The following is a 25,309-nucleotide window of genomic DNA, read 5'->3' as shown; positions in this document are numbered from 1 at the left end:
TCCGGGGCCGACGAGGACCACACCAACCCCGGAGCCGAGCGCCCCGGCGACCGCCTCGGCGCGGTCCCCGGGACCGTAGAGCCAGGTCAGCGGCGTGGGAAAGAAGGCCGGACGGGGCGGGGAGCCGGCGTCACAGCGCTCCCGCCGCGCGCAGCCCCGCGATCTCGGGACCGGTCAGGCCGATCCCGGCGAGCACTTCGTCCGTGTCCGCGCCGTGCGGGCGGCCCGCCCACCGGATGGCGCCCGGCGTCTCGGAGAGCCGGAAGAGCACGTTCTGCATCCGGACGGTGCCGAGCTCGTCGTCCGGGACTTCGGTGATCGTTCCCAGCGCCTGGTACTGCGGATCCGCCATCACCTCGCGGATGCCGTAGACGGGGGCCACCGCCGCTTCGGCCTTCTCGAAGGCGGCCAGTACCTCGGCGAGGTCGTGCCGGGCGATCCAGTCGGCGACCGCCGTATCGAGCTCATCGGTGTGCCGGGCACGCCCCGCGCCGGTCGCGAACCAGGGCTCGTCGATCACCTCGGGCCGGCCGACCAGCCGCATCACCCGCGCGGCGACCGACTCGGCCGAGGTGGAGACCGCCACCCAGGAGCCGTCGGCGGTGCGGTAGGTGTTGCGCGGCGCGACATCGGCGGAGCGGTTGCCGGTCCGCGGCTGGACGTGACCGAGCTGGTCGTACCAGAGCGGCTGGGGGCCGAGGACGGTCAGCATCGGTTCGATCAGCGCCAGGTCGATGACCTGGCCGCGCCCGGTCGCCGCCCGGGCGTGCAGCGCGGCCATCACGGCGTACGACGTGGTCAGCGCGGCGATCGCGTCGGCGAGGCCGAACGGCGGCAGGGTCGGCGGGCCGTCCGGCTCGCCGGTGATCGCGGCGAAGCCGCTCATCGCCTCGGCCAGGGTGCCGAACCCGGGGCGGCGGGCGTACGGGCCGAACTGCCCGAAGCCGGTGACCCGGGCCAGCACCAGCCCCGGATGGCGCGCGGACAGCTCGTCCCAGCCCAGCCCCCAGCGCTCCAGGGTCCCGGGCCGGAAGTTCTCGATGACGACGTCGGCCCCGGCAGCCAGCCGCAGCAGGACCTCGCGGCCCTCCGGGTGGGACAGATCGAGCGTGACGGTCTTCTTGTTGCGGCCCACCAGCTTCCACCACAGTCCGATGCCGTCCTTGGCGGGCCCGTGGCCGCGTGCCGGGTCGGGGCGGCGCGGATGCTCGACCTTGACCACCTCGGCGCCGTAGTCCCCCAGCAGGGTGGCGGCGAGCGGGCCGGCGAACAGCGTGGCGAGATCGAGCACCCGCAGCCCGGCGAGCGGACCGGGGGAGGGGGGCTCCGGGGAGGGGCCCTCGGGGGCGGTCGGGCCGCCGGCGCCGGGCCCTGGCGTCCCGGGCGCGGTGGGATCGGTCATGGTGCGGGTGCCTCCGGTCGGTCGGGTGCGGGGCGGTGCGGGGCACGGCCGGCGCGGCGGTACGGACCGCGAGGGCGTCGAAGCCGACGCCGCCGGACATCGCACGGCAGGGGGAGAGGGCCGGGGGCCGCAGGGATCACCGCCCGCCCGCCTCCGTCATCGCCGGAATGGCCGAGATCGCGGTGAAGGCCTGCTCGTGGGTGCGGGCGCGGGCCCGGTCACGGGTGAAGATCTCGCGGGCGACGGTGGCCAGTGCGGCCCCGGGCGCCTGCAGATCGAGACGGCTGGCGCGGGCGACCTCCTCGCTCCACTCGGCCGGTACCGCCGCCGCGCCGCGCAGCGCGCCGACGAGCGCGCCGCTCATCGTGGCGATCGAGTCGCAGTCGCGGCCGTAGTTGACCGCGCCGAGGACCGTGGCGCGGAAGTCGCCGCCACCGGTCAGCAACATGCTCAGGGCGATGGGGAGTTCTTCGACGGCGTGCAGCCGGGAGGGGCGACGGGCGCCGAGCGAAGGGTTGCGGTAGTCCGGGCCCACCGTGTCGAAGGGGGCGACGGCCGCACGCAGCGCCGCCGGCGCCGACTCGGCGTCGGTGAGTGACGCCGCGGCCTCGCAGACCGCCTCGATCGCGGCACGGGTGCCGTCCTTGGCCAGCCGCAGCGCCTGGACGACGACCGAGGACGGGGTGGCGTCCGGCAGGAACGCGGCGGCCACGGCCGCGGCGAACACCCCCGCCGCCTCCCGCCCGTAGGAGGCCTGGTGCGCACCGGCGATGTCCAGCGCCTCGGCGTACGCCCGGTCCGGGTTGCCGGCGTTGACGATGCCGACCGGAGCCATGTACATCGCCGCACCACAGTTGACGATGTTGCCGACGCCCGCCTCGCGGGGGTCCGCGTGCCCGTAGTGCAGCCGCGCCACGATCCACTTCTCGGCGAGGAAGATCCGCTGCAGCGGCAGTGCCTCGGTCTCCAGCTCCGGGATCCAGCGCGGGGTGCCGATCAGATCCGGTACCAGGTGGTCGGCGATGTCATAGGCGTCGAGGTGGTCGCGCACCGTTTCGTAGACCCGCACCAGCGCATGCGTCATCAGGGTGTCGTCGGTGACGTGGCCGTCGCCCTTGTGGTACGGCGCGATCGGGCGGGCGGTGCGCCAGTTGTCGTGGAACGGTCCGACGATGCCCTCGACCCGGCCGCCGTGCCGCTTGACGATCTCCTCCGGCGACCAGCCCTGCACGGGCCCGCCGAGCGCATCGCCGACAGCGGCGCCGACCAGGCATCCGGCCGCCCGGTCCTCCAGGGACGGCGGGGCGGAAACGACGGGCGGGACCGGGCCGGTGGGCGACGACGGCTCGGCGACCGGGGGGACGGCCCGGGTCGGGAGGGTCTGGACGGCCCGGGCGGCGCGGGCGGCCCCTGTTTCGGAGGCGGTCGGCGCATCCGCCACGTCCGCCACGCCCGGCGCATCCGGTGCCGCGATCGGCCTCGCCTCCGTCCTCGCCTCCGGTCTCGCATCCGGCGTCGCGGCCGGTGTCTGCTCGCTTGCGTACGTCATCTGCGGGTGAGTCCTTCCACGGTGGGGGAGAGGGAGGCGGCCGGAAGGGCGCCGGGGCGGCATCGGGGGCGGTCGGCTCCGTAGTGGAGAGCAGCCTGGGACGTTCGCCGCCGGGGCGCCGGCCGGTTGCGGACCGCTGCGCTGTATCCGTGCCACGCGGCGGCCCGGCTCTCCTGTCCCGGGCGGCAGGGTCACCCGGTCGCCCGGGCGGCGGGGTCACCCGGTCGACTCCTCCGGACGGCCCCGGGACCGGACCGCCCGAGGGCCCGAAAAGGGGGTGTGACCCGGATCTCATCGCCGACCTCGCGGAAAAGCCGCAGGTCAGCGAGGTAAGTTCGGCCTTCCTTGCTAGCGGCGGAGGGTAATGGGCGCATAACTTCGAGGTGTTGGAGGGGGAAGTGCCGCCATCGGCCCACACCTCGTTGCAGGGAGTAGGTACCGATATGTCCGTCATGGAGATCATGGATGCCGCGGCGCCGACGCACGTCGCCCACCGCGACAACCACACCCACCGCGATGTGAACGGCGGCTGGCTGCGCCCCGCCGTCTTCGGCGCGATGGACGGGCTGGTCTCGAACCTCGCCCTGATGACGGGTGTCGCCGGCGGTGCGCTGTCGCAGCAGACGATCATCATCACCGGCCTGGCGGGGCTGGCCGCCGGCGCCTTCTCGATGGCTGCGGGGGAGTACACCTCGGTCGCCTCGCAGCGTGAGCTGGTGCAGGCCGAGCTGGACATCGAGCGGTCCGAGCTGCGCAAGCACCCGAAGGACGAGCTGGAGGAGCTGGCGGCACTCTATGAGTCCCGCGGGGTCGAGCCGGCGCTCGCCCGGCAGGTCGCGGCTCAGCTGTCCAGGGACCCGGAGCAGGCCCTGGAGATCCATGCCCGCGAGGAGCTGGGTATCGACCCGTCCGACCTTCCTTCGCCCACCGTCGCCGCGGTCTCCTCCTTCGGATCGTTTGCGCTGGGCGCGCTGCTGCCTGTCCTTCCTTATCTGCTGGGGGCGTCCGCGATCTGGCCCGCGGTGTTGCTCGCGCTGGTCGGGCTGTTCGCCTGTGGTGCCGTGGTGGCGCGGGTGACGGCCCGCTCCTGGTGGTTCAGCGGGCTGCGGCAGCTCGCTCTCGGCGGCGCGGCCGCGGGTGTGACGTACGCCCTGGGAGCACTGTTCGGAACCGTCGTAGGCTGACGTGTCATACGGGTGACTGCATAATTACCGCGTTACCCAGCGGTTTCGGTTTGTTGACGACCGGGCATAAGGCCCAGGCGTCGCGGGCAACGTCGCTCGCCGAACGCCGCCTTGTGGGACGGCCTGGATTCCGTCCGTGCACTGACTCACCGCCCGTGCGGTGTCCGCATGTTGGAAGCCCCTTTTCGCTTTTTGAGAAGGGAGTCATCCTGTAACCTGCACGAAATTTCGCGGAGGGCCAACGTCGTCCCTCGGCAACGCCTATGCCACGACGACGTTGGGAGAGCCGATGCGTTTCGCGTCCACGCACTCCGCGACCACCAGCAGCGCCAGCGCCGCCGCCTGGTCGCCCATGGACGGCCGCCCTGCCCAGCAGGGCATGTACGACCCGCGCAACGAGCACGACGCCTGTGGCGTCGGCTTTGTGGCCACCCTCACCGGCGAGGCCAGCCACGCACTGGTCGAGCAGGCACTCACCGTCCTGACGAATCTGGAGCACCGCGGTGCCACCGGCTCCGAGCCCGACTCGGGCGACGGCGCCGGCATCCTGCTCCAGGTGCCGGACGCATTCCTTCGCGAGAACGTCACCTTCGAGCTCCCCGACGCCGGCGCCTACGCCGTCGGCATCGCCTTCCTGCCGTCCGATGCCCGGGAAGCGGCCGATGCCGTCGCCCGCATCGAGGCGATCGCCCGTGAAGAGGACCTGGACGTCATCGGCTGGCGGGTGGTCCCCGTCGCCCCGCAGCTGCTCGGCAACGGCGCCCGCGCCACCATGCCCGCCTTCTCCCAGATCTTCGTGAGCGACGGCGTGAACACCGGCCTGGCGCTGGACCGCAAGGCCTTCGCGCTGCGCAAGCGCGCCGAGCGGGAGGCCGGGGTCTACTTCCCCTCGCTGTCCGCCCGGACGATTGTGTACAAGGGCATGCTGACCACCGGCCAGCTGGAGCCCTTCTTCCCGGACCTGTCCGACCGCCGCTTCGCCACCGCCGTCGCGCTGGTCCACTCGCGGTTCTCCACCAACACCTTCCCGAGCTGGCCGCTCGCCCACCCGTACCGCTTCGTCGCGCACAACGGCGAGATCAACACGGTCAAGGGCAACCGCAACTGGATGCGGGCCCGCGAGTCGCAGCTCGCCACCAAGCTCTTCGGCAAGGAGAACGCCGAGAACCTGGAACGGCTGTTCCCGGTCTGCACCGCGGACGCCTCCGACTCCGCCTCCTTCGACGAGGTCCTGGAGCTGCTTCACCTCGGCGGCCGCTCGCTGCCGCACTCGGTGCTGATGATGGTCCCCGAGGCGTGGGAGAACTCCCCCGCCATGGACCCGGCCCGGCGCGCCTTCTACCAGTACCACTCCACGATGATGGAGCCCTGGGACGGCCCGGCCTGTGTCACCTTCACCGACGGCGTCCAGGTCGGCGCGGTCCTCGACCGCAACGGCCTGCGCCCCGGCCGCTACTGGGTCACCGACGACGGCCTGGTCGTGCTCTCCTCCGAGGTCGGCGTCCTGGACATCGACCCCGCCAAGGTGGTCCGCAAGGGCCGCCTGCAGCCCGGCCGGATGTTCCTCGTGGACACCGCCGAGGGCCGCATCATCGAGGACGACGAGATCAAGGCACAGCTCGCCGCCGAGCAGCCCTACCAGGAGTGGCTGGACTCCGGTCTGATCGAGCTCGCCGACCTGCCCGAGCGTGAGCACATCGTGCACACCCACGCCTCGGTCACCCGCCGCCAGCAGACCTTCGGCTACACCGAGGAAGAGCTGCGCGTCATCCTCGCCCCGATGGCCAAGGCCGGCGCCGAGCCCATCGGCTCGATGGGCACCGACTCGCCGATCGCCGCGCTCTCCGAGCGCCCCCGGCTGCTCTTCGACTACTTCACCCAGCTCTTCGCGCAGGTCACCAACCCGCCGCTGGACGCCATCCGCGAGGAGCTGGTCACCTCGCTGATCTCCTCCCTCGGCCCCCAGGGCAACCTCCTGGAGCCCACCGCGGCCTCCTGCCGCAGCGTGACCCTGCCCTTCCCAGTCATCGACAACGACGAGCTGGCCAAGCTCGTCCACATCAACGCCGACGGCGACATGCCCGGCATGAAGGCCGTGACCCTCTCCGGCCTCTACCGGGTCTCCGGCGGCGGCGAGTCGCTGGCCGCCCGGATCGAGGAGATCTGCGCCGAGGCCGACGCCGCCATCGACGACGGCGCCCGGCTGATCGTGCTCTCCGACCGCCACTCGGACGCCGAGCACGCGCCGATCCCGTCGCTGCTGCTGACCGCCGCGGTCCACCACCACCTCATCGGCACCAAGGAGCGCACCCAGGTCGGTCTGCTCGTCGAGGCCGGCGATGTGCGCGAGGTGCACCACGTCGCACTGCTCATCGGCTTCGGTGCCGCGGCCGTCAACCCGTACCTGGCCATGGAGTCGGTCGAGGACCTGGTCCGTGCCGGCACCTTCCTGCCCGGTGTCGAGGCCGAGACCGCCATCAAGAACCTGATCAAGGCGCTCGGCAAGGGCGTCCTGAAGGTGATGTCCAAGATGGGCATCTCCACCGTCGCCTCCTACCGGGGCGCGCAGGTCTTCGAGGCCGTCGGCCTGGACGAGGAGTTCGTCGCCCGGTACTTCCACGGCACCGCCACCAAGATCGGCGGCGCCGGCCTGGACGTCATCGCCAAGGAGGTCGCGGCGCGGCACGCCAAGGCCTACCCGGCCTCCGGCATCGCCGCCACGCACCGCGCGCTGGACATCGGCGGCGAGTACCAGTGGCGCCGCGAGGGCGAGCCGCACCTCTTCGACCCGGACACCGTCTTCCGGCTCCAGCACTCCACCCGCTCGCGCCGCTACGACATCTTCAAGCAGTACACGGACCGGGTGAACGAGCAGTCCGAGCGGCTGATGACGCTGCGCGGCCTGTTCTCCTTCGCCTCCGAGCGCCCCTCGATCCCGATCGAGGAGGTCGAGCCGGCGTCCGAGATCGTCAAGCGCTTCTCCACCGGCGCCATGTCGTACGGCTCCATCTCCCAGGAGGCGCACGAGACGCTGGCCATCGCCATGAACCAGCTGGGCGGCAAGTCCAACACCGGTGAGGGCGGCGAGGACCCGGACCGTCTCTACGACCCGGCGCGCCGCTCCGCCATCAAGCAGGTCGCCTCCGGCCGCTTCGGTGTGACCTCCGAGTACCTGGTCAACTCCGACGACATCCAGATCAAGATGGCCCAGGGCGCCAAGCCCGGCGAGGGCGGCCAGCTGCCCGGCCACAAGGTCTACCCGTGGGTCGCCAAGACCCGGCACTCCACCCCGGGCGTCGGCCTGATCTCGCCGCCGCCGCACCACGACATCTACTCCATCGAGGACCTGGCTCAGCTGATCCACGACCTCAAGAACGCCAACCCGCAGGCCCGCATCCACGTGAAGCTGGTCTCCGAGGTCGGCGTGGGCACGGTCGCCGCGGGTGTCTCCAAGGCGCACGCGGACGTGGTCCTGATCTCCGGCCACGACGGCGGTACGGGCGCCTCGCCGCTCACCTCGCTCAAGCACGCGGGCGGCCCCTGGGAGCTCGGCCTGGCCGAGACCCAGCAGACGCTGCTGCTCAACGGCCTGCGCGACCGCATCGTGGTGCAGACCGACGGCCAGCTCAAGACCGGCCGCGACGTCGTCATCGCCGCCCTGCTGGGCGCCGAGGAGTACGGCTTCGCCACCGCACCCCTGGTCGTCTCCGGCTGCATCATGATGCGGGTGTGCCACCTGGACACCTGCCCGGTCGGCATCGCCACCCAGAACCCGGCGCTGCGCGAGCGGTTCAGCGGCAAGGCCGAGTACATCGTCAACTTCTTCCAGTTCATCGCGGAAGAGGTCCGGGAGATCCTCGCCGAGCTGGGCTTCCGCAGCCTGGACGAGGCCATCGGCCACGCCGATCTGCTGAACACCTCCCGCGCCGTGAACCACTGGAAGGCGCAGGGGCTGGACCTGGCCCCGCTGCTGCACGTCCCCGAGCTGGCCGACGGCGCGGTGCGCCACCAGGTCATCGAGCAGGACCACGGCCTGGAGAAGGCGCTCGACAACGAGCTGATCAAGCTCGCCGCCGACGCCCTGGCCGCGGACACCGCCGAGGACGCCCAGCCGGTCCGGGCACAGATCGCGATCCGGAACATCAACCGGACCGTCGGCACCATGCTCGGCCACGAGGTCACCAAGAAGTTCGGTGGCGCGGGCCTGCCCGACGACACCATCGACATCACCTTCACCGGCTCGGCCGGCCAGTCCTTCGGCGCGTTCCTGCCGCGCGGCATCACGCTGCGCCTGGAGGGCGACGCCAACGACTACGTCGGCAAGGGCCTCTCCGGCGGCCGGGTCGTCGTCCGCCCGGACCGCGGCGCGGACCACCTGGCGGAGTACTCCACCATCGCCGGCAACACCCTCGCCTACGGCGCCACCGGCGGCGAGCTGTACCTGCGCGGCCGGGTCGGCGAACGCTTCTGCGTCCGCAACTCCGGCGCCACGGTGGTCTCCGAGGGCGTCGGCGACCACGGCTGCGAGTACATGACCGGCGGCAACGCGGTCGTGCTGGGCGAGACGGGCCGTAACTTCGCGGCCGGTATGTCCGGCGGCTTCGCCTACGTCATCGACCTCGACCCGGCCAACGTCAACAAGGAGCTCGTCGATGCGGTGAATCCGCTGAACGACGACGACAAGCAGTGGCTGCACGACGTCGTGCAGCGCCACCAGGAGGAGACCGGCTCCACCGTCGCCGCCAAGCTCCTCGCCGACTGGGATGCCGCAGCCGCGCGCTTCAGCAAGGTCATCCCGCCCACCTACCAGGCAGTGCTCGTCGCCAAGGACGCCGCTGAGCAGGCCGGACTCTCCGAGTCCGAGACCCACGAGAAGATGATGGAGGCGGCGACCAATGGCTGACCCCAAGGGCTTCCTGAACCACGAGCGCGAGGTCGCCAAGACCCGCCCCGTCGAGGAGCGCGTCAAGGACTGGAACGAGGTCTACCAGCCCGGCTCCCTGCTGCCGATCATCAGCAAGCAGGCCTCGCGCTGCATGGACTGCGGCATCCCGTTCTGCCACAACGGCTGCCCGCTCGGAAACCTCATCCCCGAGTGGAACGACTACGCGTACCGCGAGGACTGGACCGAGGCCAGCGAGCGGCTGCACGCGACCAACAACTTCCCGGAGTTCACCGGCCGGCTGTGCCCCGCGCCCTGTGAGTCCGCCTGTGTGCTGGGCATCAACCAGCCGCCGGTGACCATCAAGAACGTCGAGGTCTCGATCATCGACAAGGCGTGGGACAACGGGGACGTCACCCCGCAGCCGCCCGAGCGCCTGTCCGGCAAGACCGTCGCCGTCATCGGCTCGGGCCCCGCGGGCCTGGCCGCCGCCCAGCAGCTGACCCGGGCCGGCCACACCGTCGCCGTCTACGAGCGCGCGGACCGTATCGGTGGTCTTCTCCGCTACGGCATCCCCGAGTTCAAGATGGAGAAGCGCCACATCAACCGCCGCATCGAGCAGATGCGCACGGAGGGCACCAAGTTCCGTACGGAGGTGGAGATCGGCCGGGACCTCGACGCCAAGAAGCTGCGCAAGCGCTATGACGCCGTGGTCATCGCCGCCGGTTCCACCACCTCCCGCGATCTGCCGGTGCCCGGCCGCGAGCTGAACGGCATCCACTTCGCGATGGAGTACCTGCCGCTCGCCAACAAGGTGCAGGAGGGCGACCTGACCGTTGCCCCGATCAGCGCCGAGGGCAAGCACGTGGTCGTCATCGGCGGCGGCGACACCGGCGCGGACTGCGTCGGCACCGCCCACCGCCAGGGCGCGGCCTCGGTCACCCAGCTGGAGATCATGGGCAAGCCGGGCGACGAGCGGAACGCCAACCAGCCCTGGCCGACCTTCCCGATGCTCTACAAGGTCACCTCCGCGCACGAGGAGGGCGGCGACCGGCTCTACTCCGTGTCCACCACCCACTTCGAGGGCGACGAGGACGGCAACGTCCAGTGGCTGCACCTGACCGAGGTGGAGTTCAAGGACGGCCGCCCGGAGCCGAAGCCCGGCACCGAGCGGAAGATCCCGGCCCAGCTGGTCACCCTCGCCATGGGCTTCACCGGCACCGACCGGGAGAACGGCCTGGTCGAGCAGTTCGGCCTGGAGCTCGACGAGCGCGGCAACATCGCCCGCGACGCGGACTTCGCCACCAACGTCCCCGGCGTGTACGTCGCCGGTGACGCCGGCCGCGGCCAGTCGCTGATCGTGTGGGCCATCGCCGAGGGCCGTTCCGCGGCCAAGGGCGTGGACCACTTCCTGACCGGAGTCAGCGCCCTGCCGGCTCCCATCAAGCCGACGGATCGCGCACTGACCGTGTGATCCGTCCCCTGATGTCCCGTACAACGTCGTACGGAACAACCGCGGCGCCTGTCCCCCTCCCCCGACCGGGAGGGCAGGCGCCGCGGGCCTGTGCCGTCGCGCCCGGTCCCCCGGACCGGGCCCGGCGCCCCGGGTGCCCTACGCGCCACCGCTCCCGGCGGGGAAGCGCCGCCCCAACTGCCGGGCCATTTCCCGTGCGGGCGCCGGTACGGCCGGTGGCGGGGGAGTGCCCGACGGCCGGAAATCGTGCACTGGCGGATGCCAGGTCGTAAGCCCCGTCGCCGGGCCGCTCACCGGCACCACCCACCGCGGATCGGCATGCACCCGCAGCACCTGCGCCTCGATCTGCGTCCACGCCCCGTCCGTGACCGTCCGCTCCCCGACCCGTCGGGCCTCCAACTGCACCGGGCAGTGCGCCAGTCGGGGCGGCCGTACCAAGTCGGACGGCTCCGTCCACGGCGCCTCCGCGGAGCAGGGCATGCCGCCCGCCCCCTCTTCGGTCCCCGTTTCGTCCGGCGGCAGATTGAACACCACGTCAGGGCGCACCGCGAGATTCCGCGCGGTCCGGCCGCGGGCCGGCAGCCAGACGCTGACGACCGGGCCGAGCTCCCACCGGATGCGCAGCTCGACCAGCACGAATGTCCCGTCGTCGTTCTCCGTGGACAGCAGCGCCGGGACGACCGAACTGCTCTTCTCCAGCGCGACTTTCATGGCCTAGAGGATAGAAGCCGGTTGATTCGGTGCTCACCGAAATGTTATCAGAGGTTACTCTGTGTACATGAAACGATGGGACGCCGATCAGGAAAGCGTCGCGGAGACCCCCGATCTGGCTGCCCTGGCGGCGCTGCTCGCGGACCGCACCCGTGCCGCCATCTGCATGGCCCTGCTCGACGGCGGCGCCTGGACCGCCGGTGAACTGGCTGAATACGCCGCGGTGGCGCCCTCCACCACCACCGAACACCTCAACCTCCTGGTCGCCGGAGGCCTGCTCGCCGAGGAACGGCAGGGGCGGCGGCGCTACGTACGCCTGGCCGGACCGGAGGCCGCGGAAACCCTGGAGAACCTTGCCGGCCTGGCGCCCTACCGCCAGGTCCCGGTCCGCTCCCTGGCCGAGGCCAACCACCGCAGGGCCCTGCACCACGCCCGGACGTGTTACGACCACATCGCCGGTGCGCTCGGCGTCGCCATCGTCGAGGCGATGACCGAACGCGGCCTGCTGGGGCGGGACTACGGCCCGGTGCTGACCGTGGACGGGGCCGGCTGGCTGACCGCCCTCGGCATCCCCGACGCCGGGCCGTCGGCCGCCCACCGGGCTCATGTCCGCACCTGCCTCGACTGGACGGTGCGCCGCCGGCACCTCTCCGGCGCGGTCGGCGCCGCCCTCTACCGGCACGCCCTGGAGCACGGCTGGGTCGTCAAGGCCGTTGCCACCCGCATCCTCACCGTCACCGCGGCGGGCCGTACGGCCTTCCGCGCGCAGCTCGGACTGCCCGACGAGGCGCTGTTCCCCTCCCTCACCTTCGCCCCGCCCCCGTCCGGCGCCCCCGGGGCGCTCAGTCCCCGCCGACCTGGCTGATCCGGTCGTCGCCGAGCTTGCGCTGGGCGTCCTGGAGCAGGATCCGCAGCAGCCCGGCGAGCTGCGTCTGCTGCCCGGGGGTCAGGCCGTCGGTCAACTCGGCCTCGCGGTGCAGTACTTGGCCGACCGTGGCCTCGACCTTCTCGTGGCCGGCCGGGGTCAGCTCGACCAGGACCGTGCGGGGGCGGCCCTCGCCGGGCCGCCGGGTGACCAGCCCCTCGCGCTCGGCGCGGGTCACCCGCTGGGAGATCGCCCCGGCGGTGACCAGGGAGCGGCGGCTGAGTTCACGGGTGGTCAAGGTGTACGGCGCGCCGCTGCGGCGCAGCACGCTGAGCAGATCGAGGGTGGCCGGGTCCATCCCGGCGGCGGCCAGCACCCGGCGCCGGTCGTCGCCCAGCAGCTTCGCCAGCTGCCAGATCGGCGTCACGATGCCAATGGAGGAGACCGGGGTGCCGGGGCGTTCCCGCTCCCAGGCGGCGGCGATCTCCTCGACGGGATACGGGGGAGCGGGGGCCGCCGGGTGGCCGGAGCCGTCCCCCGCCTCGGAATCTCTTGTCACGGGCCCTCCCGGAGGTGGTACGTTCAGCTCTAAATTTAGACCTGAACGTGATGGACGGAGCTCAGCATATGTCACGCACCATCCTGGTCACCGGCGGCGGCACCGGCATCGGACGCGCCGTCGCCCACCACTTCGCGGACGCCGGCGACGAGGTCATCGTCACCGGCAGGCGCCCCGGCCCGCTCGACGAGACGGCGGCCGGCCGCCGGACCGTGCGCCCCCTGGTGTGCGACCACACCGACCCCCGGGCGCTCACCGCGCTGCTCGCCGGGCTCCCCGCGCGGATCGACGTCCTGGTCAACAACGCCGGTGGCAACACCGACCTCGACGCGGACGACGCCACCGACCTGGCGGCCTACGCCCGCAACTTCCGTGCCAACCTCGACGCCAACCTGCTCAGCGCCGCGCTGACCACCAGGGCGCTGGACGACCGGCTCGCGGAAGGCGGCGCGGTCGTCCACCTCGGATCGATCGCCGCCGACCACGGCAACGGCGCCTACGGAGCCGCCAAGGCCGGCCTCGCCTCCTGGAACATCGGGCTGTCCCGGACGCTCGGCCCCCGCGACATCACCACCAACGTCGTCTCGCCCGGGTATATCGCCGGCACCGACTTCTTCCGCGACCAGCTCACCGACGAACGGCGCGACCACCTGGTGGCCGCCGCGGCGGTGGGCCGCGCAGGGTCCCCCGCCGACATCACCGGCACAGTGGCCTTCCTGGCCTCACCGGCGGCCCGGCACATCACCGGCCAGGTGCTGAACGTCAACGGCGGTACCCGCGGCACCCGTTGAGGCTTCCCAGGCGCGGCGCGGCGCGGCGCGGCGGGGCGGGGCGGGGCGCGGTGGGGTGCGGCCCGGCTAGGGCAGGCCCCGTCCGCGCGCCGGGCCATGGCGGGACGGGCCATGGCGGGACGGGGCTACGCGTCGCCGTCCTCCGCGAGCCGGGCCGGGAAGCCGCCGGTCGCCACCGGTCCCCAGCGCAGCGGCGTCACCCGGATCAGCGACTTGCCCTGTTGCCGCATCGCCTCCCGGTACTCGTCCCAGTCCGGGTGCTCCCCGGCGATGTTGCGGTAGTACTCGACAAGCGGCTCGACCGAATCCGGGGCGTCGATGACCTCGGCCTCGCCGTCGATCTGCACCCACGGGCCGTTCCACTCGTCGGACAGCACGATGACGCTGACCGAAGAGACCCGGCGGACGTTGCGGACCTTGGCGCGCTCCGGATACGTCGACATGACCAGCCGCCCGGAGTCGTCCACCCCGCAGGTCAGCGGCGAGCCCTGCGGCGTGCCGTCGCCGCGGCGGGTGAGCAGGATCGCGCGGTGACGGGGGCGGACGAACTCCAGCAGTCCGGGCAGCTCGACACGGGTGTTGCGGGCGATGGAAGGGCTCATGCGGGTGAGCCTAGGGGGTGGGCGGAGTGCGCGCGCACGCGAACCGCGGAGCGGGCGCGCGCTCACGCCGCACCGCCGGTCAGCCCTTGAGGAGCTGCTTGCCCGTCGCCGCGTCGACGACCTTGCGGCCGTCCAGCGCGCTCTTGAGGTGCACGGTCACCTTGTCGGTGGCCAGTTGCTCGGTGCACATCCCCTTGGCGCTCTTCCGCTTGCCCCAGCCGGTGATCACCACCAGGTCCTTCGACTCATGGCTGCGTGCCCCGAAGCGGACGTCGCAGGCGCTGTGCCCGACGGTGACGGTGATCTCCCGCACCCCCGTCTTCTTGGGGCGCTCCGCGGAGACCAGCGGCATCAGCGCCTGCCGGCGGCCGTGAAGGGGGGAGACCTTCGGCCAGTCGTGCACGATCTGATCCGCGCGCCGCTCGAACTCGTCCTGCTTCTTCGGCGGCACCGCGGGGGTCACCTTCTGCTGGTTCTGGCCACAGCCGGACAGTGCGACGGCGCCGGCCGCCGCCAGCGCGAGCACGGCGGTGAAGGTACGGGTGCGGGAGAGGTGGGATCCTCGCATGACATTGCCTCCTTGTGTCACGGATGGGACGTGCCGGGCGCAAGACAGGTTCCGGCCGCTTTCCGCCGTTGCCGTGGATGATGCCGATGCCGATGCCGCCGGGGCCAGGGAGGCGCCTCTTCGCCGTCCGCTCCGCTCACGGTGAAACCCGGTCCGCCCACGGTGAACAGCGGTGGCGGCGGACCGTCCGCCCGCTAGCGTCCGGGCCATGGACACCCTCACCGAGCTGACCCCCACCGTCTGGCAACTCCCGTTCCCCGTCGGGCACGTGTACCTCGCCGCCCTCCCCGACGACGGCTACGCGGTGGTCGACACCGGCCTCCCCGGCTCCGCCCCCGCCATCCTCGACGCCCTTGCCCGGCTCGGCGGCCGGCCACAGCAGCTGCGGCAGATCGTGCTCACCCACTCCCACCTGGACCACATGGGTTCCGCCGCCGACCTGGCCGCCGCCACCGGCGCCCGCGTCCTGGCCGGGGCGCTCGACGCCCCGTACATCCGTGGCACCGCCCCCGAACCCGCGCCGGTGCCGACCCCCGCGGAACAGGCCCTGCATGAAGGGATCATGGCGGACCTGGCGGCCGCCGGGACGCCGCCGCTGCGCCACGCCGAGGTCGATACCGTCCTGCACGACGGGGACACCCTCGACGGCTGGGGGGAAGAGGTGCGGGTGCTGCACGTCCCCGGCCACACCCCCGGCGGGATCGCCCTGCACCTCCCCGCGAGCCGGCTGCTCTTCCCCGGCGACATCATCGGCACCGACCCCGACGGCCGCCGCGCGGTCCTCGGCCCCTTCAACGTCGCACGCGAGGAGGCCATCGCGTCCTTCCGGCGGCTCGCCGCCCTCGATGACGTCGACACGGTCTGCGTACCGCACGGCGTACCCCTGCGCACCGGCGCCCGGGACGTACTGGCCGCCGCCACGCCGGAGACGGACTGGCTCTGAGGCAAACAGGGCGCGCGGGGGCGGCGGAACGGTGCCCGAGCGGGGCGCGGCGTACCCCCCACGCCTGCCGACCCGGGTAACCTCGCGCGGGTGTTCCCCGGCCGGGCAACCGGCCCGGGGCCAACCGGGTGGGGCAACCGGCCCAGGCCAACCGGCCCAGGCCAACAGGGTCGGGCAACCGCATCGGGAACACCGGCAAGGCGGGCGAGCGCGGGATACGAGGAGAGACAGGGGCATGCAGCTGCACACCCACGAGTGGGGCACCGGCGAGCGGACCGCGGTGCTGGTCCACGGGCTGATGTCCGATCACCGCACCTGGCACCGCGTCGCTCCCGCGCTCGCCGACCGGGGCTATCGCGTCATCGCCGTCGACCTGCGCGGCCACGGCCGCAGCCCGCGCGGCGACTACGACACCGAGCGGTACGCCGAAGACCTCGTGGAGACCCTGCCCGCCACCCCCGAGGTCGTCATCGGACATTCCCTGGGCGGCCTGGCGCTGTCCCTGGCGGTGGAGCGGCTGCAGCCACGGCGGGCCGTCTACAGCGATCCCGCCTGGTCGTTCCCCAGGTTCCAGGAGCCCGTCGACCCGGCCCTGTTCGTCGCGTTCAAGCGGGCCGACCGGGCGATGCTGCGCACCTTCAACCCGCGCTGGAACGACACCGATCTCGACATCGAACTGGCCACCATCGCGCAGTGGGACACTGCCACCGCCCTCGCGCTGTCCGCCGTGCACCGCCATGACCATGTGCCCGAGAAGCCGGTCGTCCCGTCGCTGGTGCAGTTCGCGGGGGAGGGGTTCCTCTTCTCCGAACAGGCGGCGGACGCGCTGACCGGCCGCGGCTTCGAGGTCCGTACGGTGCCCGGCGTCGGCCACACCATCCACCGCGACGACTTCGACGGCTTCATGGCGGGGCTGGAGGGGTGGGTCTAGGGGGCGCCCGCCAGGGGCTCCGGTTGTGCCGGGAGGAGCCCTGCCGCCCCGTACGTGCCGTGTGCCGCCGCATACTTGCCGAATGGTGAACGAAAAGGACGATGCGGAGCGTGCCCGGCGCTGGCTGGCAGAGGCAGGGGTGACGCAAGTCAGCAGCGATGCCTGGCGGCAGGACGATTCCCCTGGGGCGGTACTGACGCCGAACGAGGTGGCGCACACCTGGACGAGTGTGGCGTTGGAGGATCCCGCGCTGGAGGCGAACGCCCGGCTGCGGACCGCCTTCGGGCTGCTGGATCTGCTCGGCGAGTACTGGGTGACGATGGAGATCGGCCTCGCTCTCGCGGATAAGCACAACCCCCTGCCGGCCCAGGCATTCTGGGATGCCTGCCGGCTGCGGCTGGAGGCGGTGACCGAGCCCGAGGCGCTGCTCTACTCGCTCTGGGTGGACTGGTTCGAGGACCGGGACACGGCGGCGACCGCATTCGCCGAGGTGCTGGGCAACGACCTCGCCTCGCTGCCCGCCCAGGAGGAACCTGCCGGCCCGGCCCGCGGCCCGTTGCTGCGCCGCGCCCGGCGTGTTCTCAAAGCCTCGGGACCCGTGCCCTGGCCGGTCAAGCAGTCGGCTTACCGGACGGCGGCGGGGATACCTGACCTTCACCTTGCGCTGTTCCGCGGTCTCCTCGGCAGCTACCACGATGTCTACGGAGACCTCGAACCCGAGCCCGCAGCCGCGCTCTTGAAGCAACTGGACCTCCCGGCCGGCACCGAGCACCTGACGGAACTGCACAAGGTCCTGAGGGCCGGCCACCGTAATCACTACCGGTCTCCGCACGCCTGGCGGTGAGGGGCGGCAGTGAACCCGGTGGAGCCGGCAGGCAGCCGGGGCGCCGGCCGCCGCTCCGTCACGTATCGCAGTCCAGCAGCGTCTTGCACAGCCCGCAGCGGGCCTGCAGGCGGCCGCGTACCGGGACGCGGATCCGCTGGTGGCAGGCGGGGCAGGGGAAGGACACCCGCAGGGGCGGGCCGCCCTCGAAGGTGTAGTCGGCGGTGGCGGGCGGGCGGCCGGTGCGCCGCGGATCCTGCGCCGCCCGGCGGTCCTTGGCGTAGCGCAGCCGGGCGGCCCAGCCGGCGGCGGCGAGCGGCGCCCGGCGGGCGTCCCGGCGGGCCCGTGCCGCGCCCGCCGTGTATGCGTCGTACGCCTGCGGGCTGGTGAACCACGGCGACGGGTCCTCGCCGAAGAACTCGGCCCGCTGGGCAAGGACATAGCCGAACTCCTCCGGCGTCAGATAGCCGAGCTTCTGCGAGAACGGGCCGTGCTCGCGGTAGGCGTCCAGCAGCAGCCAGCCCGCGCCGAGGTACGCGGCCGCGGTGTCGGTGAGGATCTCGTTGTCCCGGGTGCCGGGGAACGACAGGTCCAGACGGTGCAGGAACAGATGCATCACCTCATGGGCCAGCGCGGCGCCGATGTCCTTGCGGTGCGTCTTGAAGCGGTCGTTGAGCTCGATGAAGTACTCGGGCCCCGCGGTGAGTTCGACGGCGGCGGCGTGTTCCATCTCCCGGAAGGTGATGACGGTCCTGGCGTCCGGCAGATGCAGCTGTCGGAGCATGGCCCGGGCGACCCGCTGCGCCCCCAGGTGCAGATCCTCGGTCTCGTCGAAGGCCACATCGACCGGCAGCACGCTGGTGGCAAAGGTGCTCACCGTGTCGTACGACAGGCGTTTGAACAGCGCATGGACGGCCGCACGCACCGTGTCGAGATGCGGGTATCCGTGCTCGATCTCACTGCCGCCCGTGGTCACCCGGCCACTGTACGGGGGGCCGGGAACGTCCGGTATGGGCCGTACGGGGCCTGTGGGGTACGCGAGTTGGCCGGATGCGCACTCTTGTCACCCGGATCGGCCACTCCACATAATCACAGGGCGCTTTACGGACTCATCCCCCACTGGGTCCGGTCGCCTTGCGGCGTGCGGCCGTCCTCCACACACCTTTCGCGGCGGCCACGTCCGGCTCCGGTGTTGGCATGGGCTCGTCATCGACGTGCAACCCCCCACGAAAGGAAGCCCGTTGCGCAGCTACCGGAAGCCCCTCAGAAGATCCCTTGCCCTCGGCGCCGTCGCTCTGGCCGCCGTCAGCCTCCAGCCCGGCTCGGCCTCGGCCGCCCCCTCGGCGGGTCCGTCCGGCTCGGTCCACACCAAGGTCGTCGGCGGGACCAAGGCCGGCCAGGGTGAATTCCCGTTCATGGTCCGGCTGTCGATGGGCTGCGGCGGCGCCCTGTACGCCAAGGACATCGTGCTCACCGCGGCGCACTGTGTCGACGGCAGCGGCGACAACACCTCCATCACCGCCACCGCGGGTGTGGCCGACCTGGAGGACTCGCACGCCGTCAAGGTGAACTCCACCAAGGTCCTCCAGGCCCCCGGCTACAACGGCAAGGGCAAGGACTGGGCGCTCATCAAGCTCGCCAAGCCGGTCGACCAGCCCACACTGAAGATCGCCGAGGATGACAAGCTCAACAACGGCGACTTCACCATCGCCGGCTGGGGCGCCGACAAGGAGGGCGGCGAACAGCAGCGCTACCTCCTCAAGGCCACGGTGCCCTTCGTCGACGACGCCGCCTGCCAGAAGGCCTACGGCGACCAGCTGACGCCCGGCGACGAGATCTGCGCCGGCAAGCTGGACACCGGCGGCATCGACACCTGCCAGGGTGACTCCGGCGGCCCGATGTTCCGCAAGGACGACGCCGGGCAGTGGCTCCAGGTCGGCATCGTCTCCTGGGGCGAGGGCTGCGCACGCCCCGGCAAGCCCGGTGTCTACAGCGAGGTGAGCACCTTCGCCGCGAACATCAAGAAGGCCGCGGGCGAACTGGGCGGCTGACGGCGTCGCGTACGCGATCCGGATACCGCGTACGCGATCCGTAGCACGCGCACATGAACCGCACCACGCACGCGAACCGCACCACCTGCACGCAGGGCCCGGGGATCCACGGTGGATCCCCGGGCTTTGCGCCGGTCCGAATCCCCCGGCCCCGGCCCGGGACCTTCGTCCCTTCGCGCCACGGCCATTGGTCCGTCCGCCGCGGGACCAAGCTCGTGCCTGCGGCCGGGTCTTGTGCCGTCACGGATGACCGGACGGCCTATGGGCCACCCCGCGACGGCTTCCTACCGTGAACGGTATGAGCACCGAGCCCCGCCCCCGACCCCCGGCACCCGACCGCGGCCACCGAGCGACCGTCCTCGCCGCGCTGCTCCTCGCCGCCTCCGCGGCGACCCTCGCCTATGTGCTGCTCGGCGGCCCGCACGACGCCGTCGAGCTGCCGGCCGACGACCACCCGAACGCGGCCCAGAGCTGACCGGCGGGCCCCCGCCGCCGGCGCACCGGGCCGTCCCCGGCCGCGGCGGAGGCCCGAACACCGCCGCCCGCAGGGGAGAACGACTCGCCGCCCGCAGGGGAGAACGACTCGCCGCCCGGAGGGAAGAACGACACGCCGTCCGGAGGGGAGACGGTGACGCCGCCCGGCGGGAGACGCAGACGGGCCCGCGACCCCGAGGGCGCCCAGGAGGAACGACATGCCGATCAGTGTGGTGATCGCGGACGACCAGGAAGTGGTCCGGATGGGCTTCCGGACGGTGCTGGAGAGCCGGCCCGACATCGAGGTCGTCGCCGAGGTCGCCGACGGCGAGGCCGCCCTCGCGGCCGTCGGGCGGCTGCACCCCGATGTGCTGCTGCTCGACATCCGGATGCCCGGAACCGACGGACTGGAGGTCACCCGGCGGCTGACCGAGCGCACGCCCGGCGGCCCCGAGGGCCGGCACACCCCGGGGATCGTCATCGTCACCACCTTCGACCTGGACGCATATGTGCACGGCGCGCTGGACGGGGGCGCCTCGGGCTTTCTGCTCAAGGACGCCAGCCCTGCGCTGCTCGTGGAGGCCGTACGGGCCGCCGCCGTCGGCCACTCCCTGCTCTCGCCCTCGGTCGCCGCGCGGCTGCTGCGCGAGCGGTCTCCGGACGGCGGCAAGGGCCGGGCGGCGGCCCGCACCCCCTCCGAGCCGCTGACCGGACGCGAACGGGACGTCGTCCGGGCGCTGTCCGGCGGCCGGACCAACGCCGAGATCGCCGGTGCCCTGTACCTGTCGCTGTCCACGGTCAAGTCCCATCTGGCGAACGTGCAGATCAAGCTGGCCGCCCGCAACCGGGTCGAGATCGCCTTCTGGGCCTGGCAGAGCGGTCTGTCCTCCGGCGGCCCGTGAGCGAGCACGGCGAGCGCACCGGCACCGGGACACGGCGCGTCCCGGGCCGTGTCCCGGTGCGCGCCCGGTGGGCCGCGCCGGGCAGCCGGCCGGCACGGTGGGCGAAGACCCCTCCGCGGCAAGCCGTCGCCGCCCGGGCCGCCCTCGCGGTGGTACTGCTGCTTCTCGTCGGGTTGGAGGCTCTGGCGACGGCACCTCAGCCCGCCCGGCCGCACCTGATCGTCACGGCCGCCGGCATCGTGGCCGGTCTGTGCGCGGTGCCCTCCGACCGGATCCCGCTGACCGGCCGTGTGTGGACCGCGGCCGCGGTCTCCCTCACCGCGTCGGCGGCGCTGATCGCCGGACCGCACGCACGGGACGTGTGGGGCCTGGGCGAGGGCATCGCCCTGCTCGTCCTGCTCAGCGCCGTGGTCCGCCGGGCGCCCGGCCGCACCGCCGCCGTCCTCGGCTCGCTGCTGGGCCTGGCCTGTGTGCTCGCCCCGCTGCGGGACGTCCGGCCGGGGCTGTTCACCGTCGTCTCCGCCGTGCTCACCGTGGTCGTCGCCGTGTATGCGGCGATCCTGCGCCGGCAGGACGCCCGGCGGCTGCGCGATCTCGCGGCCGTCCGGGCCGCCGAGCGCCTGGAGTTGGCGCGGGAGCTGCACGACCTGGTCGCCCACCATGTCACCGGCATCGTCGTCCAGGCCCGCGCCGCCCGCTTCACCGCGCTCGAAGGCCGGCCGGCCGGTGCCACCCTCGAACGGATCGAGGCCTCCGGCAGCGAGGCGCTGGTCGCGACGCGCCGGCTGGTGCGGGTCCTGCGCGAGGACGGGGCACACCCCCACCCGGTCGCCGGGCTCGCCGAGGTCCGGGCGCTGACCGAGGTGTTCGCCCGCACCGGCCCGCCGGTCGTCCTCTCCGTCGACACCGGGCTGGCACAGACGCTGCCGGACGATGTGGCCGCGGCGGTCTACCGCATCGTCCGCGAGGCGCTGACCAACGTCCGCAAGCACGCGGCGGACGCCACGGCGGTACGGATCGGCCTGCGGCCCGTCCCCTTCGGGGCGGAGCTGCGCATCGCCAACGACGGCGGCAGACCGGCCCGCCTCGGCGAACAGGCCCGCGGCGGCGGCTTCGGACTGGCCGGCCTCACCGAACGCGCCGAGGCGATGGGCGGACGCCTCCTCGCGGGCCCCGCGGCCGAGGGCGGCTGGGAACTCACCGCCGTACTGCCCCTCGACAGCGGGGCGACGGCCTGAGGCCACCCGGGCCGCACCGGCCGTACGGGTCGCACCGGCTTCGCGCCGTACGGGCCACACGCCTTCCGCCGTACGGGCGTCCGATCGCCCCGCTTCCCGCCCCCGCCACCCCCGACGCCACCCCACATCTGTCCAACACCTGCCCCTCCTTTGTCCATAGGCGCGCCACCCGCACGCGCAGCACGCTGTCCGCCGACAGGCAGTGCAGGTACGAAGGAGGACGTGCGCGTGAACGAACAGACCGGCGCCCCGCGCGGGCCCAGCCGCAGAAACGTCGTCGCCGCCACCGCGCTCGCCGGGGCGGCGGGCGCCCTCCCGCTCGGGGCGCACCCCGCCACCGCCGCACCCCGCGGCGGCGAGGCGGTGCTCCGGTCCGACACGCTGGAGGTCCGGGTCGACACCGCCTTCCCCCGGATCGTCTCCTACACCGACCGCGCCACCGGCGCCGTCCTGCACGGCCAGGACACCCCGGTCACCCAGGTCCTCCTCGACGGCACCGCCCACACCCCTCGTGTCACCCACCGCACCCGCGCCGACCGCGCCACCTACACCCTCGGTTTCGACGGCGGCACCAGGATCACCGTCGAGATCGCCGTCCGGGACCGGCGCACGACCTGGCGGGTCACCGGCATCACCGACACCCCGGCGCTGCGCGTCGGCACCCTGGAGATCCCCGGCCTCGCCCTGTTGAGCGTCCGCAGCGACCAGCCCGGCGCCGCCCTGCTGGCCGCCCGGATCGAACTGGACAAGGCCAAGAGCGGCGACACCCTGGTGCAGGTCACCGACGCCACCCCCGCCGACGCCGCACCCACCGGATGCGCCTACGCCGTCGTCGCCACCGACGCGCTGGCCGGCGCCGTCGAGACCAACACCTGCTACGACAAGCCCGCCGGGGCCACCACCTGGGAGAACGGCCGCCTCTGGCGGCAGACCGTCAAGGGCGACGGCTTCGTCAAGGCCCAGCTGTCCTGCGGCCAGTGGACCCACCGGGCGGCCGGGCAGCCGTCCCCCACTCCCGACTCCTCCTCCACTGCGGGAGGCGCCCCCCTCGCCACCGACCCGCTGCCGTACGCGACCGTCATCGTCACCGGCGACCGCAACGGCGACGGGAAGACCGACTGGCAGGACGCCGCCATCGCGCTGCGCGACATCATGGTCATGCCGCTGGGCGCCGGGGAACAGCACCTGCGGGTCGTCCCGCACATCCCGTTCAACTTCGCCAGCCAGGCCACCAACCCGTTCCTCGCCACCCTCGACCACATCAAACGGATCGCCCTGGCCACCGACGGGCTGCGGCAGTTCACCCTCCTCAAGGGCTACCAGTCCGAAGGCCACGACTCCGCCCACCCCGACTACGGCGGCAACTACAACACCCGGGCCGGCGGCCTCGCCGACCTCAACGCCCTGCTCCGCGCCGGCAAGAAGTGGAACAGCGACTTCGCGGTGCACGTCAACGCCACCGAGTCCTACCCCGTCGCCCATGCCTTCTCCGAGAAGCTGGTCGACAAGAACGACAAGCAGTGGGACTGGCTCGACCAGTCCTACCGCATCGACGCCCGCCGCGATCTGGTCTCCGGCGACATCGCCCGGCGCTTCGCGCAGCTGCGCAAGGAGACCGACCCGGCACTGAACACCGTCTATATCGACGTCTTCCGCGAGTCCGGCTGGAACTCCGACCGCCTCCAGCGCCAGCTGCGCGACCAGGGCTGGCAGGTCGCCACCGAATGGGGCCACGGCCTGGAACGCTCCGCCCTCTGGTCGCACTGGGCGAACGAGACCGACTACGGCCCCGACACCTCCCGCGGCATCAACTCCCGGCTGATCCGCTTCCTGCGCAACGACCACAAGGACGTCTTCGCCGACAAATGGCCCACCCTGCTCGGCAACGCCCGGATGGGCAACTTCGAGGGCTGGGTCGGCAAGACCGACTGGAACGCCTTCCACACGATCATCTGGACCGACGCCCTGCCCGCCAAATACCTGCAGGCGTACCCGATCCGCACCTGGGGCGCGCACGAGATCACCTTCGAGGGCCCCACCAAGACCTCCGTCAGCGACGCCGACGGCACCCGCAAGATCACCACCGACGGCCGGCTGGTCTACGACGACGGCACCTACCTGCTGCCCTGGGAACCCCGCCGCGCCACCGACCCGCACCGCCTCTACCACTACAACCCCCATGGCGGCGCCACCACCTGGACCCTGCCGCGCGGCTGGGCGGGCGCGGCCGCCGTCTACGCCTACCGGCTCACCGACCAGGGCCGCACCCAGGAAACCCGGCTCCCCGTCAGCGGCGGCCGGATCACCCTCACCGCCCGGCCCGGCGTCGCCTACGTCGTCCACCGCGCCAAGGCCCCGGCGCAGCGCGACCCCGTCTGGGGCGAGGGCACACCCCTGACCGACCCCGGCTTCCACTCCGGGAACCTGGCCGACCGGCAGGTCACCGGACCGGCCTCCGTCCAACTCAGCAAGCTGGGCGACTACGAGCTGGTCATCGACGCCGGCGCCGCCGCCACCGTCGCCCAACGACTCGCCCGGCTCGCCCCCGGCAGCTACGCCGCCTCCGTGCAGGTCGAGGTCGGCGCCACGGCGGGGGAGCGGCGGCGGGCCGCCCTGGAGGTCCGTACCGCCGACGGCGTCACCGCCGCCAACTGGACCGACACCTCCACCGCAGGCAACTACGTCGCCGCCGACCGCAAGTCCGGCACCCGCTTCCAGCGCCTCTTCACCCACTTCACCGTCCCCGAGGGCGGCGGCCCGGTCACCCTCACCCTCACCGCGGCGGCCGGCCGGGCCCGGGTCAGGTTCGACAACCTCCGCGTCGTACCGGCCCGGCCCACCACCAAGCAGGGCACCCTGGCCTACGAGGACTTCGAGCACGTGCCCCAGGGCTGGGGCGTCTTCGTCAAGGGCGACGCGGGCGGCAGCACCGACCCCCGCACCCATATCGCCCAGCGGCACGCCCCGTTCACCCGGCGCGGCTGGAACGGCAAGGCCATCGACGATGTCATCGACGGCGGCCAGTCGCTCAAGTCACGCGGCGAGAACACCGGACTCGTCCACCGGACGGTTCCGCACACCGTCCGCTTCACCCCCGGCCGCCGCTACCGCGTCACCTTCCGCTACGAGAACGAGCAGGCCGGCCAGTACGCCTGGGTCACCGCCGTCGACACACCCGCCCCCCGCGAACTGACCCGCACCCCGCTGCCCGTCGCCACCCAACCGGCCACCCACACCTACGAGTTCACCGCACCGGCCGACGGCGAGGCATGGGTGGGGCTGCGCAAGGTGGCCGACGACGCCACCGCGGAGTTCGTCCTGGACTCCTTCGAGGTACGCGAAATCTGACGCGCCCCGGGG

At 72.6% G+C, this 25,309-nt stretch carries 20 protein-coding genes; 13 read left to right on the top strand and 7 right to left on the bottom strand.

Annotated elements, in window-relative coordinates:
• Window positions 1–130: 130 nt before the first annotated feature.
• Window positions 131–1,402: a CaiB/BaiF CoA transferase family protein gene (locus ABR737_RS13150; RefSeq protein ID WP_350250363.1), complete on the bottom strand. Its 1,272-nt coding sequence runs from the start codon at window positions 1,400–1,402 to the stop codon at window positions 131–133.
• A 136-nt stretch (window positions 1,403–1,538) separates the two neighbouring features.
• The gene (locus ABR737_RS13145) at window positions 1,539–2,951 is read right to left on the bottom strand and encodes an ADP-ribosylglycohydrolase family protein (RefSeq protein ID WP_350250362.1); all 1,413 of its coding nucleotides are present in this window, start codon (window positions 2,949–2,951) and stop codon (window positions 1,539–1,541) included.
• 452 nt (window positions 2,952–3,403) lie between these two features.
• Between ABR737_RS13145 and ABR737_RS13140 the strand changes: the two genes are divergently transcribed.
• The 3 genes from ABR737_RS13140 to ABR737_RS13130 all read left to right on the top strand — a co-directional run bounded on the left by ABR737_RS13140 (window position 3,404) and on the right by ABR737_RS13130 (window position 10,491).
• The gene (locus tag ABR737_RS13140) at window positions 3,404–4,135 is read left to right on the top strand and encodes a VIT1/CCC1 transporter family protein (RefSeq protein ID WP_311623412.1); all 732 of its coding nucleotides are present in this window, start codon (window positions 3,404–3,406) and stop codon (window positions 4,133–4,135) included.
• A gap of 289 nt (window positions 4,136–4,424) precedes the next feature.
• A complete protein-coding gene (gene gltB / locus ABR737_RS13135; RefSeq protein WP_350250361.1) occupies window positions 4,425–9,038 on the top strand; it encodes a glutamate synthase large subunit in 4,614 nt (1,537 codons plus the stop codon).
• Window positions 9,031–10,491 carry a glutamate synthase subunit beta gene (locus ABR737_RS13130; protein ID WP_350250360.1) on the top strand — a complete coding sequence of 487 codons (1,461 nt, stop codon included), beginning with the start codon at window positions 9,031–9,033 and terminating at the stop codon, window positions 10,489–10,491. Before gltB ends, ABR737_RS13130 begins: the two co-directional genes overlap by 8 nt.
• A gap of 138 nt (window positions 10,492–10,629) precedes the next feature.
• On the opposite strand, the gene ABR737_RS13125 is transcribed toward ABR737_RS13130, so the two are convergent.
• Window positions 10,630–11,202 carry a flavin reductase family protein gene (locus ABR737_RS13125; RefSeq protein WP_350250359.1) on the bottom strand — a complete coding sequence of 191 codons (573 nt, stop codon included), beginning with the start codon at window positions 11,200–11,202 and terminating at the stop codon, window positions 10,630–10,632.
• Window positions 11,203–11,269: 67 nt separating this feature from the next.
• On the opposite strand from ABR737_RS13125, the gene ABR737_RS13120 reads away from it, so the two are divergent.
• Window positions 11,270–12,067 carry an ArsR/SmtB family transcription factor gene (locus ABR737_RS13120; RefSeq protein WP_350250358.1) on the top strand — a complete coding sequence of 266 codons (798 nt, stop codon included), beginning with the start codon at window positions 11,270–11,272 and terminating at the stop codon, window positions 12,065–12,067.
• On the opposite strand, the gene ABR737_RS13115 is transcribed toward ABR737_RS13120, so the two are convergent.
• Window positions 12,045–12,626, bottom strand: a complete 582-nt coding sequence (locus ABR737_RS13115) for a MarR family winged helix-turn-helix transcriptional regulator (RefSeq protein ID WP_350250357.1) — start codon at window positions 12,624–12,626, stop codon at window positions 12,045–12,047. The two genes, ABR737_RS13120 and ABR737_RS13115, sit on opposite strands and share 23 nt — an antisense overlap.
• Window positions 12,627–12,694: 68 nt before the next feature.
• Here ABR737_RS13115 and ABR737_RS13110 point away from each other — a divergent pair, with 68 nt between their 5' ends.
• Window positions 12,695–13,417 carry an SDR family NAD(P)-dependent oxidoreductase gene (locus ABR737_RS13110; RefSeq protein WP_350250356.1) on the top strand — a complete coding sequence of 241 codons (723 nt, stop codon included), beginning with the start codon at window positions 12,695–12,697 and terminating at the stop codon, window positions 13,415–13,417.
• A gap of 125 nt (window positions 13,418–13,542) precedes the next feature.
• Here the strand turns inward: ABR737_RS13110 and ABR737_RS13105 are convergent, their stop codons facing one another.
• Entirely contained in the window at window positions 13,543–14,019 is a 477-nt protein-coding gene (locus tag ABR737_RS13105) for a PPOX class F420-dependent oxidoreductase (RefSeq protein WP_350250355.1), read from the bottom strand.
• Window positions 14,020–14,098: 79 nt separating this feature from the next.
• Window positions 14,099–14,587: a hypothetical protein gene (locus ABR737_RS13100; protein ID WP_350250354.1), complete on the bottom strand. Its 489-nt coding sequence runs from the start codon at window positions 14,585–14,587 to the stop codon at window positions 14,099–14,101.
• Window positions 14,588–14,795: 208 nt separating this feature from the next.
• Here ABR737_RS13100 and ABR737_RS13095 point away from each other — a divergent pair, with 208 nt between their 5' ends.
• From ABR737_RS13095 to ABR737_RS13085, 3 genes are all read left to right on the top strand, one after another.
• On the top strand, window positions 14,796–15,530 hold the full coding sequence (locus ABR737_RS13095) for an MBL fold metallo-hydrolase (protein ID WP_350250353.1): 735 nt from the start codon (window positions 14,796–14,798) through the stop codon (window positions 15,528–15,530).
• 235 nt (window positions 15,531–15,765) lie between these two features.
• Window positions 15,766–16,461, top strand: a complete 696-nt coding sequence (locus ABR737_RS13090) for an alpha/beta fold hydrolase (protein ID WP_350250352.1) — start codon at window positions 15,766–15,768, stop codon at window positions 16,459–16,461.
• Between the two features lie 82 nt (window positions 16,462–16,543).
• On the top strand, window positions 16,544–17,305 hold the full coding sequence (locus ABR737_RS13085; protein ID WP_350250351.1) for a hypothetical protein: 762 nt from the start codon (window positions 16,544–16,546) through the stop codon (window positions 17,303–17,305).
• Between the two features lie 58 nt (window positions 17,306–17,363).
• Here the strand turns inward: ABR737_RS13085 and ABR737_RS13080 are convergent, their stop codons facing one another.
• Window positions 17,364–18,260 (bottom strand): hypothetical protein, encoded by an 897-nt coding sequence (locus ABR737_RS13080; protein WP_350250350.1) that lies wholly within the window; start codon window positions 18,258–18,260, stop codon window positions 17,364–17,366.
• Between the two features lie 265 nt (window positions 18,261–18,525).
• On the opposite strand from ABR737_RS13080, the gene ABR737_RS13075 reads away from it, so the two are divergent.
• From ABR737_RS13075 to ABR737_RS13055, 5 genes are all read left to right on the top strand, one after another.
• On the top strand, window positions 18,526–19,335 hold the full coding sequence (locus tag ABR737_RS13075) for a S1 family peptidase (RefSeq protein ID WP_350250349.1): 810 nt from the start codon (window positions 18,526–18,528) through the stop codon (window positions 19,333–19,335).
• 298 nt (window positions 19,336–19,633) lie between these two features.
• Entirely contained in the window at window positions 19,634–19,810 is a 177-nt protein-coding gene (locus ABR737_RS13070; RefSeq protein WP_350250348.1) for a hypothetical protein, read from the top strand.
• 217 nt (window positions 19,811–20,027) lie between these two features.
• The gene (locus tag ABR737_RS13065; protein WP_350250347.1) at window positions 20,028–20,711 is read left to right on the top strand and encodes a response regulator; all 684 of its coding nucleotides are present in this window, start codon (window positions 20,028–20,030) and stop codon (window positions 20,709–20,711) included.
• Window positions 20,708–21,949 (top strand): sensor histidine kinase, encoded by a 1,242-nt coding sequence (locus tag ABR737_RS13060; protein WP_350250346.1) that lies wholly within the window; start codon window positions 20,708–20,710, stop codon window positions 21,947–21,949. Before ABR737_RS13065 ends, ABR737_RS13060 begins: the two co-directional genes overlap by 4 nt.
• Window positions 21,950–22,177: 228 nt before the next feature.
• A complete protein-coding gene (locus ABR737_RS13055; RefSeq protein WP_350250345.1) occupies window positions 22,178–25,297 on the top strand; it encodes an endo-alpha-N-acetylgalactosaminidase family protein in 3,120 nt (1,039 codons plus the stop codon).
• Window positions 25,298–25,309 lie beyond the last annotated feature (12 nt).

The sequence above is a fragment of the Streptomyces sp. Edi2 genome (assembly GCF_040253635.1).
Lineage (GTDB): Bacteria > Actinomycetota > Actinomycetes > Streptomycetales > Streptomycetaceae > Streptomyces.
This window is presented reverse-complemented; position numbering and strand designations above follow the sequence as displayed.

What these genes read in the sequence shown, in the direction of transcription:
- ABR737_RS13150 (WP_350250363.1), bottom strand. Translation starts at nt 1,402, where the DNA reads ATGACCGATCCCACCGCGCCCGGGACGCCAGGGCCCGGCGCCGGCGGC.
- ABR737_RS13145 (WP_350250362.1), bottom strand. Translation starts at nt 2,951, where the DNA reads ATGACGTACGCAAGCGAGCAGACACCGGCCGCGACGCCGGATGCGAGA.
- ABR737_RS13140 (WP_311623412.1), top strand. Translation starts at nt 3,404, where the DNA reads ATGGAGATCATGGATGCCGCGGCGCCGACGCACGTCGCCCACCGCGAC.
- gltB (WP_350250361.1), top strand. Translation starts at nt 4,425, where the DNA reads ATGCGTTTCGCGTCCACGCACTCCGCGACCACCAGCAGCGCCAGCGCC.
- ABR737_RS13130 (WP_350250360.1), top strand. Translation starts at nt 9,031, where the DNA reads ATGGCTGACCCCAAGGGCTTCCTGAACCACGAGCGCGAGGTCGCCAAG.
- ABR737_RS13125 (WP_350250359.1), bottom strand. Translation starts at nt 11,202, where the DNA reads ATGAAAGTCGCGCTGGAGAAGAGCAGTTCGGTCGTCCCGGCGCTGCTG.
- ABR737_RS13120 (WP_350250358.1), top strand. Translation starts at nt 11,270, where the DNA reads ATGAAACGATGGGACGCCGATCAGGAAAGCGTCGCGGAGACCCCCGAT.
- ABR737_RS13110 (WP_350250356.1), top strand. Translation starts at nt 12,695, where the DNA reads ATGTCACGCACCATCCTGGTCACCGGCGGCGGCACCGGCATCGGACGC.
- ABR737_RS13105 (WP_350250355.1), bottom strand. Translation starts at nt 14,019, where the DNA reads ATGAGCCCTTCCATCGCCCGCAACACCCGTGTCGAGCTGCCCGGACTG.
- ABR737_RS13100 (WP_350250354.1), bottom strand. Translation starts at nt 14,587, where the DNA reads ATGCGAGGATCCCACCTCTCCCGCACCCGTACCTTCACCGCCGTGCTC.
- ABR737_RS13095 (WP_350250353.1), top strand. Translation starts at nt 14,796, where the DNA reads ATGGACACCCTCACCGAGCTGACCCCCACCGTCTGGCAACTCCCGTTC.
- ABR737_RS13090 (WP_350250352.1), top strand. Translation starts at nt 15,766, where the DNA reads ATGCAGCTGCACACCCACGAGTGGGGCACCGGCGAGCGGACCGCGGTG.
- ABR737_RS13085 (WP_350250351.1), top strand. Translation starts at nt 16,544, where the DNA reads ATGGTGAACGAAAAGGACGATGCGGAGCGTGCCCGGCGCTGGCTGGCA.
- ABR737_RS13070 (WP_350250348.1), top strand. Translation starts at nt 19,634, where the DNA reads ATGAGCACCGAGCCCCGCCCCCGACCCCCGGCACCCGACCGCGGCCAC.
- ABR737_RS13065 (WP_350250347.1), top strand. Translation starts at nt 20,028, where the DNA reads ATGCCGATCAGTGTGGTGATCGCGGACGACCAGGAAGTGGTCCGGATG.